Here is a 17334-nt window from a genome sequence, read left to right as displayed (position 1 = left end):
AAATAAAAATGTGTGTAAACAATTGATCTTTTTTTGTTTGCACACATTAAAGTATCAAGATTGTTTTTTAGGCGATAGTAATGCTTAACCTAGTTTTGATACTTTTTTTAATAATTTTTGTTGTGTGTTACTGGCGCTGGGACGACATTCGTAATCACTTTTGGCAGAAAAAATACCTCAATAATACCCTCAATGCTCAGCAAAAAAATTTGCTGTTAAACTATATGCCCATCTATCGAAAGATGACGGATGCCGACCGCGAAAAACTAGAGCGTCATATCGTTTGGTTTTTAAATGAAAAACGTTTTATAGGCTGTGATGGCCTTGAGCTTAATGATGCAATGAAGTTGATTGTAGCAGCCGATGCCTGTGTTTTGGTGCTCAATAAACCCTGGCCATTGTATCGTAATGTAAAAGAGATCCTTTTATACCCAAGTGCGTATTATGCTCCGCAAACCTCCCGCGATAATGCCGGGCTGGTCAGTTATCACAATACCGTTCGCCAAGGTGAATCATGGCCGGGTGGAACCTTGGTATTGAGCTGGCATGATGTACTTGAGGGGAACCGCTTGCCAAGCGATGGTCATAATTTAGTGTTTCATGAATTCGCCCATCAGCTCGACCAAGAAACAGGCAAAACCACAGGCACGCCAATGCTTGCGAGTAATGAAGATTATCAAAAGTGGGCAAAAGTATTTAGCCGCGCCTTTAATCAACTCAAAACCCATTTAGCTTATGGCATGCCGCATGTTATTCATAGTTATGGCGCGACCAACGAGGCAGAATTTTTTGCCGTTATTACAGAAACCTTTTTAGAAAAACCCGCCGAACTCAGGCAGTTTGACCCTGAAATTTATCATTTACTGGTTGGCTTTTATCAGTTTGATCCGATTGCGTGGCATTAGTCGACTATTTACGTTTGTTTAACACGAATTGCTGGAATCTTGCTATGCTATTTGGTGCAATCCTAAAAGTGTGCATATAAGCAAAACAATAATAAGTGAGATTTCAATGAAGAAAATGCTTCATACAGTGCTGGCTGTATCGATTTCACTTGCTCTTACAGGGCAAGTAGCAGCAGAGCAAGCAAATGATGACAAATGGCAGGTGGACGCACCTAAAGGGCAATTCCTAGACGCTAAAATTAGTGTTGAGCAGGGCACGTGGATGAACGTAGATATTAGCCCTGATGGTAAAACAGTGGTGTTTGACCTACTCGGCGATATTTATACAATGCCAATGTCAGGTGGCACTGCAACGCAATTAACCAGTGATATTGCATGGCAAATGCAACCACGCTTTAGCCCCGATGGTAAGCACATTGCATTCACTTCAGACCAAGGTGGCGGCGACAACATTTGGGTTATGGATTTAAATGGCGAAAACCAAAAAGCAGTCACGAACGAAACATTTCGTTTGTTAAATAGTCCTGCTTGGAGTCCTGATGGCGACTACTTAGTAGCACGTAAGCACTTTACGGCAAGCCGCTCTTTAGGCGCTGGTGAAGTATGGCTTTACCACAAAGCGGGTGGTAAAGGTGTACAGCTAACTGCACGTGAAAACGACCAAAAAGACTTAGGCGAGCCGATGTTCTCACCTGATGGTCGTTATGTTTATTTTTCGCATGATGCAACGCCGGGTAAAACATTCCATTACTCCAAAGATTCTGTAGCGGGCATTTATAAAATTAAACGCTACGACCGTGAAACCGGCGAGATTGAAACTATCATTGATGGCATGGGTGGGGCTATTCGACCGACACCTTCACCAGATGGTAAAAAACTTGCGTATATCAAGCGCGATGATTTCCAAACAAGCTTGTACTTATATGATCTTCATACTGGTGAGCATACCAAGCTGTATGGCGAGCTTGAGCGCGACATGCAAGAGACATGGGCTATCCATGGTGTATACCCAACAATTGCTTGGACACCAGATAACGAACAACTGGTCTTTTGGGCGGGTGGGTCAATTCATAAGCTAGACGTGGATGATAAGTCTGTCTCGACTATTCCATTTAAAGTTGAAACTAATAAGCAAATTCAAAAAGCCGTGCGTTTTACACAAAACATTGATAGCGATAATTTTGATGTGAAAATGCTGCGTAATGTACAAATTTCACCAGATGGTGAAACGGCTATTTTTGAAGCGCTTGGTCATATCTATAAGCGTGATTTAGAGTCTGGCAAAGTAAAGCGTCTGACTAAGCAAGACGACCACTTTGAATTATTCCCGCAATTCTCTCGTGATGGTAAGAAGATTGTTTACACCACATGGGATGATAACGAGCAGGGCTCGGTACGTGTTGTGTCTGCACGCGGTGGCCGTGGCGATACCCTTACCAAAGAGCCAGGTAAATACGTAGAGCCAACATTTAGCCCAGATGGTAAAACAGTTGTTTACCGTAAAGCATCCGGCGGCAGTATTCTTAACCCAACATGGTCACTAGAGCCGGGTATTTACTCTGTAAGTGCCAAAGGCGGTGATTCAACACTTATCACTAAATCAGGTTATCAGCCGCAGTTTGGTGCAGCAAACGACCGTATTTATGTGATGAGCCCTTGGCCAAAACCAACATTGAGCGTTGTTGAGCTTGAATCAAAACAAGTTCGCAAACTTTATGAATCAGAACATGCAACAGAGTTTAGAGTATCACCAGATGGTGAGTACTTAGCGTTTGCAGAGCGTTTTAAGGTATTTGTTACGCCATTTGTTGAGCGTGGCAAAACCATTAATATTGGCCCGAAAGATAGCCAATTCCCAATTGAGCAGCTTTCTGTTCGCGCAGGTGAAAACATCAGCTGGAGTGGCACAAGCGATAAACTTTATTGGAGCTTAGGTCCTGAGTTATATCATGCAAGCCTAGCGGGTTTATTTGATATTAACCAAAATGCAGAGACTGATTTTAAAGTTAAAAGTGGCGATAACATTGGTTTTACAAAAACCATGGCGGAGCCTAAATCAGTATTTGCATTAACTGGCGCACGCATTATCACCATGAACGGTGAGCAGGTCATTGAAAACGGCGTTATTGTTACTGATGGTAAGCATATTAAAGCGGTTGGTAGTAAAGACAGTGTTGCTATTCCTAAAGGCGCAGAAGTAATTGATGTAACTGGTAAGACGATTATGCCGGGTATTGTTGATGCGCATGCTCACGGCTCGCAAGGTAGCGATGAGATCATTCCACAGCAAAATTGGAAGAACTTAGCGGGCTTAGCGTTAGGCGTGACAACGATTCACGATCCATCAAACGACACCACTGAGATTTTTGCTGCAAGCGAAATGCAAAAAGCGGGCATGATTGTCGCTCCTCGTATTTTCTCAACGGGTACCATTTTATATGGTGCGAATATGCCAGGTTATACATCACATATTGATTCGTTAGAAGATGCTAAGTTCCATCTTGAGCGCTTAAAGAAAGTGGGCGCGTTTAGCGTTAAATCCTATAACCAACCACGCCGTGAACAGCGCCAGCAAGTTATTGAAGCAGGTCGTGAACTTGAAATGATGGTTGTGCCAGAAGGCGGTTCATTACTGCAGCACAACTTAACTATGGTCGTTGATGGTCATACGGGTATTGAACACTCAATTCCTGTTGCCAATATTTACGATGATATTCGCCAGCTTTGGTCTCAAAGTGACGTAGGTTACACGCCAACTCTGGGTGTTGCATACGGTGGTATTTGGGGTGAAAATTATTGGTACGACAAGACGGATGTGTGGAATCACCCACGCTTAAGTAAGTTTGTACCAAAGAATCAGCTTTTACCTCGTTCAATGCGTCGTGTTAAGGCTCCCGATCATCACTATAACCACTTTAACAATGCGCGTGTTGCCAAAGAGCTGCAAGACTTAGGTGTTTTAGTAAACCTAGGTGCTCATGGTCAACGTGAGGGTTTAGCGGCACATTGGGAAATTTGGATGTTTGCGCAAGGTGGTATGACACCACTTCAAGCAATTCGTGCAGCAACGTTAGATCCTGCTAAATACATTGGTCTTGATAACAACATAGGTTCTCTTGAGCCGGGTAAACTTGCCGATTTAATCGTTATTGACGGTAACCCGCTAACTAACATTCGTGATACAGATAAAATAGATTACACCATGATCAATGGTCGTTTATTTGATGCTGCCACCATGAACGAAGTGGGTGAGAAAAAACGCGAAAAGTTATTTTTTGAAGAAATTTAACAAAGCGGAAATCTAAACTGAAAGCGGCCATAGTGCCGCTTTTTTTATAATTTATTTATTGCTTTAAATGAGGAAACTGTTTAATTCCTACTAGTTTTGCTTGGCAGATCATGCCTTCTACAAGCGTCATCAAATAGTGGCTCTGTGAGTCGAGCTGCGAGCTTTCCATGTTTTCACACGCTGATAAGCGCCGTATTATTAACTGCTGGACTGCCAATTTATGCTCTTTGCAGGCTTGATTAATCGAGCTGGCAGGATCAGCAAACTCAGCGGCAGTATTGATAAATAAACAGCCATTGAAATCACCTAATTCAGTTACTTCAGAGTTAAACCAAGCTTCATGGCAGCTGATCAACGCTACTTTTAACTCTTCAAGCCTTGTTACCTTGCTGGTGGCATGCGTTAACCAATTTAAAAATCGGGTATGACGCTCACTAAGGCACGCGAGTATCAATTCATCCTTACTTGCGAAATGGTGGTACATGGTTTTTTTGGCGACACCGGCCACACTAATAATTTCGTTTATTCCCACACTATGAATGCCTTTATGATAAAAAAGTGACAGGGCGGTCAAAATAATATGTGTTCGTTTATCCATAACAAGATCTCAATTGGCGATTAATGATAGCTTGACAGAAGTAGACCGAGTTGTCTACCATTTGCGAGGTAGACAATTCGGTCTACTTTGGGAGGTGTAATGGATAATAAAGTAACTAAAGCGGCAATCGCGGGTGTGTTTGCTTGTATGGCAATTTTTGTGTTGGCCTATTTACAGCAACTAGGACATTACGGTGTGTGGTTGATGGCACCGTTTGGTGCAACTGCCGTGTTGGTATTTGGTGTGCCACACAGTCCGCTTGCGCAAGCGAAAAATGTTATTGGTGGGCATCTTTTGACTGCATTAATCGGTGTTGTATTTGTAAATTATGTCGGTGTAGGGCCTGTTGAAATTTCTATAGCAACAGGACTGGCAATTAGCTTAATGATGTTGACAGATACCGTACATCCAGCGGCAGGCGCAAACCCAATTTTGATAATGCAATCTATGCAAAGCTGGGATTTTTTAGTGATGCCCGTATTAATCGGTACGGTATTTATTGTGTTGTTTGGCTGCTTTAGTCAATGGATTATAACGAGCCAAGTGAATACCCATAAAAAAACCGCTAACGAGTAGCGGTTTTTTAAAATGAATGAGTGCAATTAAATTACACAACACCACGCGGTAAACGACAATCGTGGTCTTTTTCAGCTAGGTTAACAATCCAAAGCTCTTCAGCTTTGTAACCATCATCGTTTGCTGTAACAACAGTAAACGGTGCTTTCTTAGCTGTTTTAGCTGGTGCAGCGGTTTTAGTTTTGGTTTTTTTCGCTGGTGCTTTTGGTGCTTCTTCTGCTTTAGGCTCAGCTGTTTTACCAGAAGTGAGCTCTTCAGTCAGCGCTGCAACATCAGCAAGGCGCAAGTTTTTGCCACCATCGATGCTATACCAACCAGGTTTTGTAGTGATTTCAGGTTTCTTACCATTCGCTGCTTCGTATGCTGCTTCGAAGGCATTTAACACTTCTGTTTTGTCTAGTTTGCTCATCAGAGACCCTATACGTTGTAAACACAGATTAAGAATATATATTTATACCTATTTTCAGCTTACTTTTCAATTTTTTGCGATTTTCCTTCCATTTTTCACCCATAAACGCCAAAATTTGCACAAAATAAAGGGTTGAAGGACGATTTCCATATGCAACGCAAACAATTTACTCAATTATTAAACGACATTCTTAAACCTGATTCAATCGCTGATTTTTGTCCAAATGGCTTACAAGTTGAAGGGGCGAGTGAAGTAAAAAAAATAGTGACAGGTGTCACAGCAAGCCAAGCATTGATTGATGCTGCGATTGCAGAAAATGCAGATACGATTCTGGTGCATCATGGCTATTTCTGGAAAGGCGAGTCGCAGCCAATCACGGGGATGAAAAAGCGCCGTATTGCTGCGCTTTTAAATAATGATATTAACTTATATGGCTATCATTTACCGTTAGATATACACCCTGAAATTGGTAATAACGCGCAACTGGCAAAGTTACTTGATATTGAATTCACTGCTGGGCTTGAATCTGGTCCAAATAGTGTGCCGGTAAAAGGGCGCTTAAAAACCCCATTAAGTGGTGAAGAGTTTGCCGACAAAATTACCCAAGTACTTAATCGTGCACCATTAACAAGCTTGGTAAGAAAAGAGAAAATCGACACCATCGCTTGGTGCACCGGTGGCGGACAAGGGTATATTGATTTAGCGGCAGCCCAAGGGATTGATGCTTATCTCACTGGTGAGGCTTCTGAACAAACAATTCATAGTTCACGCGAGCAAGGTATCGATTTTTTTGCAGCAGGGCACCATGCGACTGAGCGGTATGGCATTAAAGCCTTAGGCGAGCTTTTAGCTGAGCAGCATGGTTTTGATGTAACGTTTATCGATATCGACAATCCAGTCTGATTAAGTCTACAGCGCCTCTGGATCAATCCAGCGGCGCACACTCACCCAAGCACTGCCAATTTTCTCATGCGCTACTCTGGTCACTGCAACAAGTACATCGTCATCAGGTATAAACTGCTTATATGTTGGATACTGACTAAAATCTTGAAAGTCGGTTGCCGCTGGGATCACGTCAACACCTTGTGCATTAAATAAGTCTTTCGCTCGCGGCATGTGGCTCGCTGAGGTGACAAGCGCTGTTTTTCTATCGACTAAATAAATGGCAAGTCGCTGCGCCTCTTCTGCGGTGTCCATGGCGAGAGGATTTTGTTTAATTCTCGATGCTGAGATACCAAGCGCTTTTGCTGTCTCAAACATGAGCTGGCTATTGGTAGCATTAGCAAAGCCGCCTCCTGATACATAGAGGGTGGCATTTGGGTAGTGGTGGGCAAGTTTAACACCTTCAAGTAATCGAGCAAGCGCACAATCGCCTAACTGGTGGTTTGCTTGAAGGCGCGAGTTGGGCATTATAGAGCAGCCAAGTACCACTATATTATCAAGTTTAGGGTGTTTTGCTTGGTTAAATTGCCATGCAGGGTTATTGCTTGCAGCTATCAGTGACTGGCCAATATATGGTGTGCTTATCAGCATTAAAGTTAAAATGCTAACAAAGCCAAAATAGAGTGCTTTGCGTTTATGGGCAATGGCTAAAAATACCATCACTAAAGTAAGCAGCCCGAGCAACGGCAGGGGCATTAATAAAGAGCCAATGATCTTTTTAATTTCAAACATGTATCAACATTATTGTCTGTAACAGATGCAGCTATGTTAGTTATTTTGCCTTGTTTTAGCGACCGTTATTTTGCTTACACGTATTTAAAAAGTGGCGATAAACTGGGTTATCTTTCATATTCTTTTTCATCGCTAAATACATAGGGCGAGTAAGGCCTAGTGCACCTAACGGAATAGACTTAATGAGCCCCTGGCTTTCATAAGGGGTGACTAGCCAGTCTGGTAATGCTGCAACACCCATACCTGCACTCACTAATTGAAATATCAATAAGCCTTGGTCAACCGTTTTAAGCGTGCCATCAAAGCGTGCATTTTGAATAAAATGTTTAAAGATATCTTGGCGCTCACGCGGAATAGGGTACGAAATAATTGTTTCGTTTTTTAAATCAAGGGCGGTGACATAGGCTTTTTTTGCCAACTCATGATCCGGTGCGACTATCAGCTTTAATTTAAAATCAAATAGGTGAGCATACTCAAGCTGATCGGGTTCACGAATATCAGAAGTCAGCACTAGATCTAATTCATCATTAATTAAATCTGGAATGGCGTCGTAACTAAAGCCGCGCTCGTAATCAATTTTAATATCTGGCCAAAAGTTATTAAATTCTTTGATGGTTGGGAGCAACCAATGAAAGCAGGCATGACACTCAACACTTAAACGTAAATTTGAAATTGGCTGATTAAGGCTTTCTTTTAAACGACACTTTGTCGCTTCAACTCGTGGCAACACCTCATTGGCGAGCTCAAGAAGTAGCATACCTTGCGGAGTAAAACGCACAGGCTGTGTCTTACGCTCGAATAGTTGGCAATCTAACTTATTCTCAAGATCTTTAATTTGATGCGATAAAGCCGATTGAGTTAAAAATAACTCACGGGCGGTATTGACCAAAGAGCCTGTTTCTTTGAGGGTCGCTATGGTTTTTAGGTGCTTTATATCAATCATCTTTAAAAAATCTCATGAAAAATGTGAGTCCAACTCAGATTACGAACATACTACGCCTTAGAATTTGTTTTTTCAACGTCTAGACGTCTAAAAGTGATGGTTATTTTATCTTCTTTTTTACAATACGCCCTTTTATAATTAATTGACAGCGTTGTCATAAAATTATTTGCAGGTTGATTCTGAAATTCCATGAATTTACCTCAAGTTGAAACTTGCTGTTTTAAATGTTTTTAAGCATCTGGTCATTAATTTAATCCTGGATTCTAATGACTAAAAATAGGGCTGACTTTTCACTAAGGTATTATTTTTTAACATGTTAGTATCTTCTAATGAGTGTATTGTGATTTTTTAAAGGGATGCTTGTGTTACGAACTGTACTTTTACTCTGGGCTTGTTGGGTTTTGCCTGCTTTTGCGGGCACTATTTACAGTCAGTTTCCGACAGAAATTGACCCACATGGTCACTATGTTTTTTATTCACATGGTTTTATTGTCGAAGGGACAAACCCTAAGCCTGTTCACAAAACCTTTGGGGTGTATGATTTTATTGCTGTAAAAGAAGCATTGGCAGATGAGAGCTATCATTTAATTGCCTATCACAGGCCAAAAGACACTGAACCTTTTGTGTTTGCGAAAAAGCTCGCTGCAGATGTAGAAGCATTGATCAGTGCCGGTGTTGCTGAGTCGAACATTAGTTTAGTTGGTTTTTCACGGGGCGGGGCATTATCGATACTGGCAGCCAATGAACTTAAACGCACACATATCAACTTAATTATATTGGCAGGGTGTGCAGGCCTTATAAAAAATCACACATCAGTTAAGGCCTACGGCAAGGTGTATTCTATCTTTGAGCGCTCAGATCAGGTTGGCTCTTGCCAATTTTTAGTTGATAGAAGTGACGTAACTAAGTTCGAAGAAATAAGCATCAACACAGGCCTCTCCCATGGTGCATTTTATAGGCCAAAAGATGAGTGGCTGCTACCAATTAAGAAGTGGTTAAAGGATTAACTATGCCTTATATATTGCTCGTTTTTGTGACCAGTGTTTTGGGCGTGAGCTCTGTAAGCCATGCTGAGCCATTTACTCTGCCGCGCACTAATACTGTGTTGCTTAAAGATAAACAAACCGAAAACGAATACCCCATTACTATTAAATTGCCACGTAGCTACCAAAAACAAAACCAGAAGCGCTACCCAGTTGTTTATCTGCTAGATGCAAACTACAGTTTACCGATTGCCTCTGGTGCTAGTCGCTTTATGATGAATTCGGGGGCTATAGAAGAGGTAATTATCGTTGCAGTAGGATACCAAAATGGTGTGTCAGGGCTTAATAGTCGTATTTATGACTACACGCCGTTTGAAGATAGCAGTTGGCAGCGTAAAACGGGCGGAGCAAGCCAGTATCTAAACTATCTAAAACATACCGTAGTGCCATACATTAAGGCTCACTACAGAACAAATCAAAAAAGTACACTAGTTGGTAACTCGCTTGGTGGTTTATTTGCAGCCTTCACCTTATTTACTGAGCCTTCGCTTTTTTCAAGTTACATTATCGGCAGTCCTTCAGTGTGGTTTAAAGAAAACTCAATATTAGCTATGGCTGTAAAACCAGCTGTCAACACAACAAAAGTTTACATCGCAGTGGGTGAACTTGAAGAAAGTGAAGGTGAAAAAATGGTGTCGGGTGCGAGGCAATTAGCAGATAAAGTTAATAAACAAAGCGGCGCGCTGGTCACAACAAATTTATTTGTTATCCCTCAGGCACGCCATGCAACTGCATTCCCAACAACGATTACCCAAGCCTTAGACTGGATTTACCAGGTTAATACCAACCCGCAATAATACTTAATCATTTTGAGGGATCAAACCTGTCGCTAACTGCGTTAAAAATTTCTCATTTAGAACAACTAAATAACGAAATTTTTGCCTTGCTATCAACGAGGTTTTATTGCCTCAAAATAGACTACTTAATTAAGCGGATTGGTATAAGAGCAATTAAAGAGCGTGACACTTTTTATATTTTTTGCCGCTACCACAAGGGCATTCATCATTACGGCCAATTTTAATATCTGCAACTGGCGTTATATCACCATCAAGGTAACGCCATAAGCCATCTTCTTTAATAAAACGCGACTTTTCGTGTAACTCACAATACAAGTTTTGGTAAAAGTAATTTGCTTTAAATTCTACAAAGCCTTCTTGCTCGTTATGTTCAGTCTCTAAAACACTGAGTTTGGTAAAACGGCAGCTATTAGCAAAATCTTTAATTTCGCGAACCGGGTTCGCGGCTTGCTGGCTTTGTGCATAAGTACTAAATACATATTTTGCATCTTTTAGCGCGTATGCACTAAAACGAGAACGCATAAGTTGCTCTGGGGTATCAGCTTGGCTTGCACCGGTATGAAAAGGCTGGCAGCAAAGCTCGTAAGTCGATTCGCTGCCACAAGGACAAAGGGAGTGTGTGAGTGATGTCATAACAACTTACCTAAAAATGTAAATTGTTATTTTAACAAGCCTATTGTGGCTGCGGTACTAAATTGTTTAATTGAGCGCTTTTTGTAAAGCAATAAAACTTAGCTGATGCCTGATCTAGGTTTAAGTTCATCGAATCAAGTTGATGATTGTTTACAATATCTGTCCATGTGATCACAGCAGCAAAGTTACCGTTATGTAATGCTGAGCTAAGTACGTATTCAAGGTTTACTAAATGCTTTTGTCTGATCACAAGTAGTTTGCTGGTATCAATTGAACACGAATCTAATAATGCTTTGCTAGGAACATGATCAGGTGCAATTAATAGTGTCCATGCATTTTGGCTATTGTAATGATGTAATACTTTTAATAGCTCAAAGGTTGCTGATATTTCGTCTTCAATTTGAATTAAATTAACAGACGCTTTGTCGTTATCTTGTTGGTAGCTTTTAACTGTTCTTAAGGTAATTGGCTGTAACATAACTTTCACTCACTGGTTGTTTATACAGTATGTGTATACAGTAGTTTATACAGTGTTTTTGCGCAAGTACTTTTTTGCTATTTTTTAACCAATGATTCAGTTTTATGTTAATTAAAATGATTTAGTTCTTATTAAACATGTAGTTATAATTTTGGTTTGCAGAGTTAAAAAGCTAAAAAATTTAGCATTTAACTCATACAGTGTTTTGTACAGTACTGTGTAAGACGTAACATTTTTCTTTTATACAGGTGTTTTGCATAAAAAAGCCGGTATAAATACCGGCTCTTTATCTTTGCAATCTTGCTACTTATCTAAATAAGTATTCAAAAACTCAAGATATGCGTTTGAGGCTTTTATGCGGTTTTCCTTTTTAGTAAAACCATGGCCTTCATCATCAAATAATACATATTCGACAGGCACACCATTTGCCTTAACAGCGGCAACGAGTTCATCGCTTTCAACTTGTAAAACGCGAGGGTCGTTAGCACCTTGGATCACCATTAATGGCTTGGTGATGTTTTTAGCATGAAATAGTGGCGAAATTGCACGGTGACGTTCACCGTCTGTAGCTGGGTCGCCCATTTCGTCATACAGCGCCTTTTTAAAGCTTTCCCACCATGGTGGAATCGAGTTTAAGGTTCTAACCCAGTTTGTTACACCAAAGATGTTGATACCTACTTTGAACTCTTCAGGTTCAAAGGCAAGTGCGGCGGCGGTCATAAAGCCACCGTAACTTCCTCCTATGATGCCAATTTTGTCAGCATCGACCCAATCGAGGCTTTGTAGATGCTTTTTGCCGTATACGATATCTTGTAAATCATCAGTGCCATGCTTTTTGTCATCTAAATGGAAGAAGGTTTTACCATAGCCTGAGCTGCCACGGTTATTGACCGCAAAAATGGCATAACCGTGATTGACTAGATGCTGCTGCATTGCACTATAGCCTGTGCGGCTTTGGCCGCCAGGGCCGCCGTGCACCCACACTAAAGCTGGTACTTTGTTGTTGCTGTTAGCTTGCTTAGGCTTATATAAAACCCCAGGGATTTCTAAACCATCAAAACTTTTAAAGCGCACAATTGTGCTTTCAACCAAGTCATTTTGATTAATTGCATCACTTAATGTGTTGGTTAACTGTTTTGCTTTCGATTCACCGAGTTGCCACACAAATAGGTTACTTGGTGAGGTATCTGAATTTAAATAAAACGCCATGGTCTTTTCATCAGCTGAAAAATTAACACCACGTAAGTTACCAGCAGGCAGCGATGGCATGGCTATGCTTTTACCTGTGGTGGTATCGGTTATCGACACCTTAGTGCTTGCGTCGGCATTAACACCGCTTACTTGATAACGACCAGATTCAGAGAAGTAAATAAAGCTCACATCCCACTCATCTTTGAGGGCAGGGCTGTGCTTGCCGGTCGTTAAGTCATAGCGCCAAATTTCTGCAAACTCACCTTTAGCATCGGTTGAGTAATACAGTGATTTATTGTCTGTTGAGAAGGTTTCAGGGCCGTATTTGGCGTCGTCGTCATGGCGGGTAATGAGCTCTGGCTTCAGTGTTTTTTTACGCGTATCGAGAATGAACACATCGCTGTCTTTGTTCGAATTATTTTTAGATAAAGCAATAAAACGGCCATCAGGGCTGATCGCACCGACATCCAGTCCCATGGTGTTTTGATAAACAAGGGTTACTTCATAACTGCTAGCATCGACGCGATAAAGGTCCATAAACTTAGCATCACGTTGATTGCTGGTTATAAAAAATTGTTTCGCATCTTCAGTGAAGCCTGCAAAACCCGCGCGGGTTTCTTCACCTGGCGTAAGATCTTTAACTGTGCCGTCTGTTTCGCGAACATAGATGTGATAACGCTCGTTACCGCCAGAGTCTTTGGTAAATAATACGCGCTCATCATTAGGGAAATAAGCTACTGCATAAGTACTGTCTTCAAAGTCTGTTAAGCGGGTTTTTTTGGCTGTTTTTATATCTACTTCGTACAGGCTATAAATGCCGCTTTCGTCACTGCTAACGAGTATTTTGTCGCCTTTTGGTGAAAAGCTGCTGCCCATAATTGACGTTGTGTCAAAAAAGGTTTCAGCGTCATACTGTTTTACAGTTTGGTTTTGTTGCACGGTTTCGGTGCTGCTTGTTGATTGGGTTGATTGTGAACATCCTGCAAGTGCAAGGCTAAGTGCGCATGCAACAGCTGCTAGTTGAAAACTCGGTTTCATTGTAATTATTCCTTATCTATTTTTCGCTATAGAGTCTTGCCTGTTCATTATATAAACGCAAGTTTTACCAGTCCGATATTTGTTACAAATCATGTAACTAATTAGGGACAAGGAATGCGCTAGAGGGTTTATAAACAAAAAAACCAGCGCAATTTGCGCTGGTTTGGTTTTTCATAACAATTGGAATTGTTTTGCTAGCTTAAGCAGCGTCAGCTTTTTTATCGCTCTCGCCGCGGGCTACTTTACCTGCAACTAAGTCTGCTGGGTCAAAGTCGTCAACGTTAATAACGTCAAGACGGGCTTTTTCAACAGCAGCTAATTTGTCGGCTTCAGCTTGGCTTAAAATACCTGCTTCTAGGCCCATTTGCGCTACTTTATCAAGTTGGAAGAAAGGCAGTTTCACGCCTTTTTCACGGCATACCTTATCAAACAGAGGCTCAACTTCTAGTACGTCTTTAAGCGTTTGCTCTTGACGACCAACAAGGTTAAGTGGCTCGTTTTTAAGGTAAATGTAGTTAGCTAAACGGTTACGAGTTTCGCTTGGTACTTGTAATAAGTGTGCAAGTTTGTGCTCAAGCTTATCAGTAGGTTTACGAACTGGACGACCGAATGGGAATAACATGATTTTTAGCATTGCACGTAGTGGTGCAGATGGCATGTTATTGATTAAGTCAGCAAGTGCACGTTGGCAGTGGTAAAGGTGATCTTGGCAGCTCCATTGAACAAGCGCAAAATCTTCTTTTTTACGGCCTTCGTCGTTGTAACGTTTAAGTGTTGCAGATACAAGGTATAAGTAGCTTAGTAAGTCACCTAAACGTGCAGAGATACGCTCTTTACGTTTTAATGACCCACCAAATACCGCCATGCTAATATCTGACATTAATGCTAATGATGCACTGAAACGCGACGCAACACGATAAAACTCAGCGGTTTCGTCTTTGTACGGCGTACTTGTAAAACGTGCATTTGTGAATGCTAACCACTTAGTGCGAACAAGGTTCGAAATAGTAAAGCCAATGTGGCCCATTAACGCTTTATCGAATACTGCAAGCGCTTCTTCACGGTCTTCAATTGCACAAGCGCCTAGTTCAGTTAACACGAATGGATGACAACGAATTGCACCTTGACCATAGATGATCATGTTACGTGTTAAGATATTTGCACCTTCAACGGTAATCGCAATTGGTGCACCTTGGTAACCGCGACCTAGGTAGTTGTTTGGACCAAGCATAATGCCTTTACCACCATGAACATCCATGCCGTGAATTGTTGCTTCACGCATTTGCTCAGTTAAGTGGTATTTAATTATTGCAGATACAACCGATGGTTTTTCGCCAAGATCAACAGCACCTGTAGACATGCTAACTGCAGCATCAGAGCTATATGCGTAACCTGCAAGTTTAGCGAGTGATTCTTCAACACCTTCCATTTGACCAATTGGCAAACGGAATTGACGACGAATACGGCTGTATGAACCTGTTGCAAGCGCAATTGTTTTAATGCCACCTGTAGAGTTAGACGGCAAGGTGATTGCACGACCAACAGATAAACATTCAACAAGCATACGCCAACCTTGACCAGCCATTTTCGGGCCACCAATGATGTAATCAAGTGGTACGAAGATGTCTTTACCGCGAGTAGGACCATTTTGGAATGGTACATTTAGCGGGAAGTGACGACGGCCAATTTCGACCCCTGGGGTATCTGTTGGGATCAGCGCACAGGTAATACCAGGTTCTTTATCATCACCTAATAAACCGTCAGGATCTTGTAGTTTGAATGCAAGACCAAGTACAGTCGCAACTGGAGCTAGAGTAATGTAACGCTTGTTCCATGTTAGGCTAATACCGACAACTTCTTCACCATTCCACTGACCTTTACAAACAACACCGTAATCAGGAATTGCGCTTGCGTCAGAACCGGCTTCTGGTGATGTTAAAGCAAAACATGGAATTTCTTGACCACTTGCTAAGCGCGGTAAGTAATGATCTTTTTGCTCTTTAGTACCATAGTGCTGAAGTAATTCGCCCGGACCTAATGAGTTAGGTACACCTACGATAGATGAAAGTAACGTTGATTTACTTGTTAGTTTTTGTAGTACACACGATTGTGCATAAGCAGAAAACTCTAAACCGCCGTATTCTTTTTTGATGATCATGGCAAAGAATTTATTATCTTTTAGATATTGCCAAACATCTTGCGGTAAATCAGTTAGTTCGTGAGTTGCGTGCCAGTCATCTAGCATGCTACACACTTCTTCAACTGGACCATCAATAAACGCTTGCTCTTCGATAGTCAGTTTAGGTGCTGGGTATTGGTGTAATTTGTTCCAGTCAGGACGACCGCAAAATAGATCCGCTTCCCACCACGTAGTACCGGCATCGATTGCTGATTTTTCAGTTTCCGACATCGTCGGGGTTACTTTTTTGAAAGCAGCGAAGATAGGTTTGATGATGTATTGTTGACGAACGCCAGTCACAGAAAGTGGCACAGCGATAAGTAAGAATAGTAGCCAACTAATTGCGCCAAACGCGCCAGCAAATGTGCCAACAAGTAAAGTCGCAACGGCAATACCTAAGCAGGTATTCCAGCTTGCTCTGTGGTAACTCGCAATACTAAGCAGCACGAGTAAACCAAGTAAAAATATGAGAGTCATTGATTATTCCTTAATAGAGGTCAGACCACCTCTTTTAGAGTAGCGCTTGAAAAGCGAATTATCAAGAGGGGAACAGGGATTAAAACAGTCTGTGCAACGAGTTTTATTCATTTAAAAATGGCTATCAGTGCAAAAACATTTACAGCCAGTGAGGGATTGTTGAGTAATTACTTATAATCAGCGCCGTTATACTGGCAATTAGTTGTGAATTGCTCAGATAGTTCTGAAAATCTGAGCATAGCAGTTGCCATCTTTAACGCTATGTTTAACAATGAGCGCAGGCAGGGATCAGCCCATCATGCCTTCCTTCGATTAGTTTTATAGGTTAAGAGTTCTATGTGTGAGTTGCTTGGCATGTCGGCCAATGTACCAACGGATATTTGTTTCAGTTTTTCAGGATTATTAGAACGCGGTGGTAATACTGGCCCGCATAAAGATGGCTGGGGCATCACTTTTTACGAAGGTAAAGGCTGTCGTACATTTAAAGATCCAGAGCCAAGTTGCCAATCAGAAATTGCCAAGTTGGTTAAAGCGTATCCAATAAAAAGTATTTCAGTGATAAGCCATATTCGCCAAGGAAACCGTGGTCGAGTGTGCCTTGAAAATACCCACCCATTTACTCGCGAGTTATGGGGCCGTGAAATTACGTATGCTCACAACGGGCAACTATCGAATTATCATGATTTAAAACCAGATTACTATCGACCTGTCGGTAATACCGACAGTGAGCTGGCGTTTTGTTGGCTGCTCGATAAAATTCGCGAAAAATACCCTAAACGCCCATCAAATATGGCGTCTGTATTTCGTTATGCTGCCAAGCTTGCCCACACACTGCGTGAAAAAGGCGTATTTAATATGCTGCTTACTGATGGAGTTTATGTTTTAGCTTATTGCACCAATAACTTACATTGGATCACACGCCGTGCACCGTTTGGCAAAGCGACATTAATTGATGCAGATATGGTGATTGATTTTCAAAAAGAAACCACACCAAACGATGTGGTTACTGTGATTGCAACACGGCCACTCACCAATGATGAACGCTGGCAGAAAATGGAACCCGGTGAGTTTGCCCTGTTTAAAATGGGCGAAAAAATCTAAATA

15 protein-coding genes are annotated in these 17334 nt (G+C 41.5%); 7 read left to right on the top strand and 8 right to left on the bottom strand.

The window, feature by feature from the left end:
* The first annotated feature begins 80 nt into the window (after nucleotides 1-80).
* Both NH153_RS16900 and NH153_RS16895 read left to right on the top strand, forming a co-directional pair.
* Nucleotides 81-905, top strand: coding sequence for a M90 family metallopeptidase (locus NH153_RS16900; RefSeq protein ID WP_063706011.1), 825 nt, complete (start codon nucleotides 81-83; stop codon nucleotides 903-905).
* 106 nt (nucleotides 906-1011) lie between these two features.
* Nucleotides 1012-4194 carry an amidohydrolase family protein gene (locus tag NH153_RS16895; protein ID WP_063706008.1) on the top strand — a complete coding sequence of 1061 codons (3183 nt, stop codon included), beginning with the start codon at nucleotides 1012-1014 and terminating at the stop codon, nucleotides 4192-4194.
* Nucleotides 4195-4249: 55 nt separating this feature from the next.
* On the opposite strand, the gene NH153_RS16890 is transcribed toward NH153_RS16895, so the two are convergent.
* On the bottom strand, nucleotides 4250-4792 hold the full coding sequence (locus NH153_RS16890) for a TetR/AcrR family transcriptional regulator (RefSeq protein WP_063706006.1): 543 nt from the start codon (nucleotides 4790-4792) through the stop codon (nucleotides 4250-4252).
* Nucleotides 4793-4891: 99 nt separating this feature from the next.
* Between NH153_RS16890 and NH153_RS16885 the strand changes: the two genes are divergently transcribed.
* Nucleotides 4892-5368, top strand: a complete 477-nt coding sequence (locus NH153_RS16885) for an HPP family protein (RefSeq protein ID WP_063706003.1) — start codon at nucleotides 4892-4894, stop codon at nucleotides 5366-5368.
* Between the two features lie 31 nt (nucleotides 5369-5399).
* Here the strand turns inward: NH153_RS16885 and NH153_RS16880 are convergent, their stop codons facing one another.
* Nucleotides 5400-5777 (bottom strand): hypothetical protein, encoded by a 378-nt coding sequence (locus NH153_RS16880; protein WP_063706001.1) that lies wholly within the window; start codon nucleotides 5775-5777, stop codon nucleotides 5400-5402.
* Between the two features lie 150 nt (nucleotides 5778-5927).
* On the opposite strand from NH153_RS16880, the gene NH153_RS16875 reads away from it, so the two are divergent.
* Nucleotides 5928-6680, top strand: coding sequence for a Nif3-like dinuclear metal center hexameric protein (locus NH153_RS16875; RefSeq protein WP_063705999.1), 753 nt, complete (start codon nucleotides 5928-5930; stop codon nucleotides 6678-6680).
* 6 nt (nucleotides 6681-6686) lie between these two features.
* Here NH153_RS16875 and NH153_RS16870 read toward each other — a convergent pair whose 3' ends face one another.
* Both NH153_RS16870 and NH153_RS16865 read right to left on the bottom strand, forming a co-directional pair.
* Nucleotides 6687-7451, bottom strand: coding sequence for a YdcF family protein (locus NH153_RS16870; RefSeq protein WP_063705997.1), 765 nt, complete (start codon nucleotides 7449-7451; stop codon nucleotides 6687-6689).
* A 55-nt stretch (nucleotides 7452-7506) separates the two neighbouring features.
* A complete protein-coding gene (locus NH153_RS16865) occupies nucleotides 7507-8394 on the bottom strand; it encodes a LysR substrate-binding domain-containing protein (RefSeq protein ID WP_054551603.1) in 888 nt (295 codons plus the stop codon).
* 362 nt (nucleotides 8395-8756) lie between these two features.
* Here NH153_RS16865 and NH153_RS16860 point away from each other — a divergent pair, with 362 nt between their 5' ends.
* A complete protein-coding gene (locus tag NH153_RS16860; RefSeq protein WP_234003520.1) occupies nucleotides 8757-9401 on the top strand; it encodes a dienelactone hydrolase family protein in 645 nt (214 codons plus the stop codon).
* A 2-nt stretch (nucleotides 9402-9403) separates the two neighbouring features.
* Nucleotides 9404-10234, top strand: a complete 831-nt coding sequence (locus tag NH153_RS16855) for an alpha/beta hydrolase (protein WP_063705992.1) — start codon at nucleotides 9404-9406, stop codon at nucleotides 10232-10234.
* 153 nt (nucleotides 10235-10387) lie between these two features.
* Here the strand turns inward: NH153_RS16855 and NH153_RS16850 are convergent, their stop codons facing one another.
* The 4 genes from NH153_RS16850 to fadE all read right to left on the bottom strand — a co-directional run bounded on the left by NH153_RS16850 (nucleotide 10388) and on the right by fadE (nucleotide 16230).
* Nucleotides 10388-10867: a YchJ family protein gene (locus NH153_RS16850; protein WP_062564233.1), complete on the bottom strand. Its 480-nt coding sequence runs from the start codon at nucleotides 10865-10867 to the stop codon at nucleotides 10388-10390.
* Between the two features lie 40 nt (nucleotides 10868-10907).
* Nucleotides 10908-11345: a SulA-like leucine-rich domain-containing protein gene (locus tag NH153_RS16845; protein ID WP_063706205.1), complete on the bottom strand. Its 438-nt coding sequence runs from the start codon at nucleotides 11343-11345 to the stop codon at nucleotides 10908-10910.
* A gap of 303 nt (nucleotides 11346-11648) precedes the next feature.
* Nucleotides 11649-13574 (bottom strand): S9 family peptidase, encoded by a 1926-nt coding sequence (locus NH153_RS16840; RefSeq protein WP_063705990.1) that lies wholly within the window; start codon nucleotides 13572-13574, stop codon nucleotides 11649-11651.
* Between the two features lie 199 nt (nucleotides 13575-13773).
* A complete protein-coding gene (gene fadE, locus NH153_RS16835) occupies nucleotides 13774-16230 on the bottom strand; it encodes an acyl-CoA dehydrogenase FadE (protein ID WP_063705988.1) in 2457 nt (818 codons plus the stop codon).
* A gap of 336 nt (nucleotides 16231-16566) precedes the next feature.
* Between fadE and NH153_RS16830 the strand changes: the two genes are divergently transcribed.
* Entirely contained in the window at nucleotides 16567-17331 is a 765-nt protein-coding gene (locus tag NH153_RS16830; RefSeq protein ID WP_054551596.1) for a class II glutamine amidotransferase, read from the top strand.
* The last annotated feature ends 3 nt before the right edge of the window (nucleotides 17332-17334 follow it).

The organism is Pseudoalteromonas gelatinilytica (genome assembly GCF_001641615.1).
GTDB lineage: Bacteria > Pseudomonadota > Gammaproteobacteria > Enterobacterales > Alteromonadaceae > Pseudoalteromonas > Pseudoalteromonas gelatinilytica.
The sequence above is the reverse complement of the archived record's forward strand: the minus strand, read 5'-3'. Positions and strand labels throughout refer to the sequence as shown.

Bases quoted from the DNA above. Each gene is read 5' to 3' on its own strand.
- NH153_RS16900 (WP_063706011.1), top strand. From the start codon at position 81: ATGCTTAACCTAGTTTTGATACTTTTTTTAATAATTTTTGTTGTGTGT.
- NH153_RS16895 (WP_063706008.1), top strand. From the start codon at position 1,012: ATGAAGAAAATGCTTCATACAGTGCTGGCTGTATCGATTTCACTTGCT.
- NH153_RS16890 (WP_063706006.1), bottom strand. From the start codon at position 4,792: ATGGATAAACGAACACATATTATTTTGACCGCCCTGTCACTTTTTTAT.
- NH153_RS16885 (WP_063706003.1), top strand. From the start codon at position 4,892: ATGGATAATAAAGTAACTAAAGCGGCAATCGCGGGTGTGTTTGCTTGT.
- NH153_RS16880 (WP_063706001.1), bottom strand. From the start codon at position 5,777: ATGAGCAAACTAGACAAAACAGAAGTGTTAAATGCCTTCGAAGCAGCA.
- NH153_RS16875 (WP_063705999.1), top strand. From the start codon at position 5,928: ATGCAACGCAAACAATTTACTCAATTATTAAACGACATTCTTAAACCT.
- NH153_RS16870 (WP_063705997.1), bottom strand. From the start codon at position 7,451: ATGTTTGAAATTAAAAAGATCATTGGCTCTTTATTAATGCCCCTGCCG.
- NH153_RS16865 (WP_054551603.1), bottom strand. From the start codon at position 8,394: ATGATTGATATAAAGCACCTAAAAACCATAGCGACCCTCAAAGAAACA.
- NH153_RS16855 (WP_063705992.1), top strand. From the start codon at position 9,404: ATGCCTTATATATTGCTCGTTTTTGTGACCAGTGTTTTGGGCGTGAGC.
- NH153_RS16850 (WP_062564233.1), bottom strand. From the start codon at position 10,867: ATGACATCACTCACACACTCCCTTTGTCCTTGTGGCAGCGAATCGACT.
- NH153_RS16845 (WP_063706205.1), bottom strand. From the start codon at position 11,345: ATGTTACAGCCAATTACCTTAAGAACAGTTAAAAGCTACCAACAAGAT.
- NH153_RS16840 (WP_063705990.1), bottom strand. From the start codon at position 13,574: ATGAAACCGAGTTTTCAACTAGCAGCTGTTGCATGCGCACTTAGCCTT.
- fadE (WP_063705988.1), bottom strand. From the start codon at position 16,230: ATGACTCTCATATTTTTACTTGGTTTACTCGTGCTGCTTAGTATTGCG.
- NH153_RS16830 (WP_054551596.1), top strand. From the start codon at position 16,567: ATGTGTGAGTTGCTTGGCATGTCGGCCAATGTACCAACGGATATTTGT.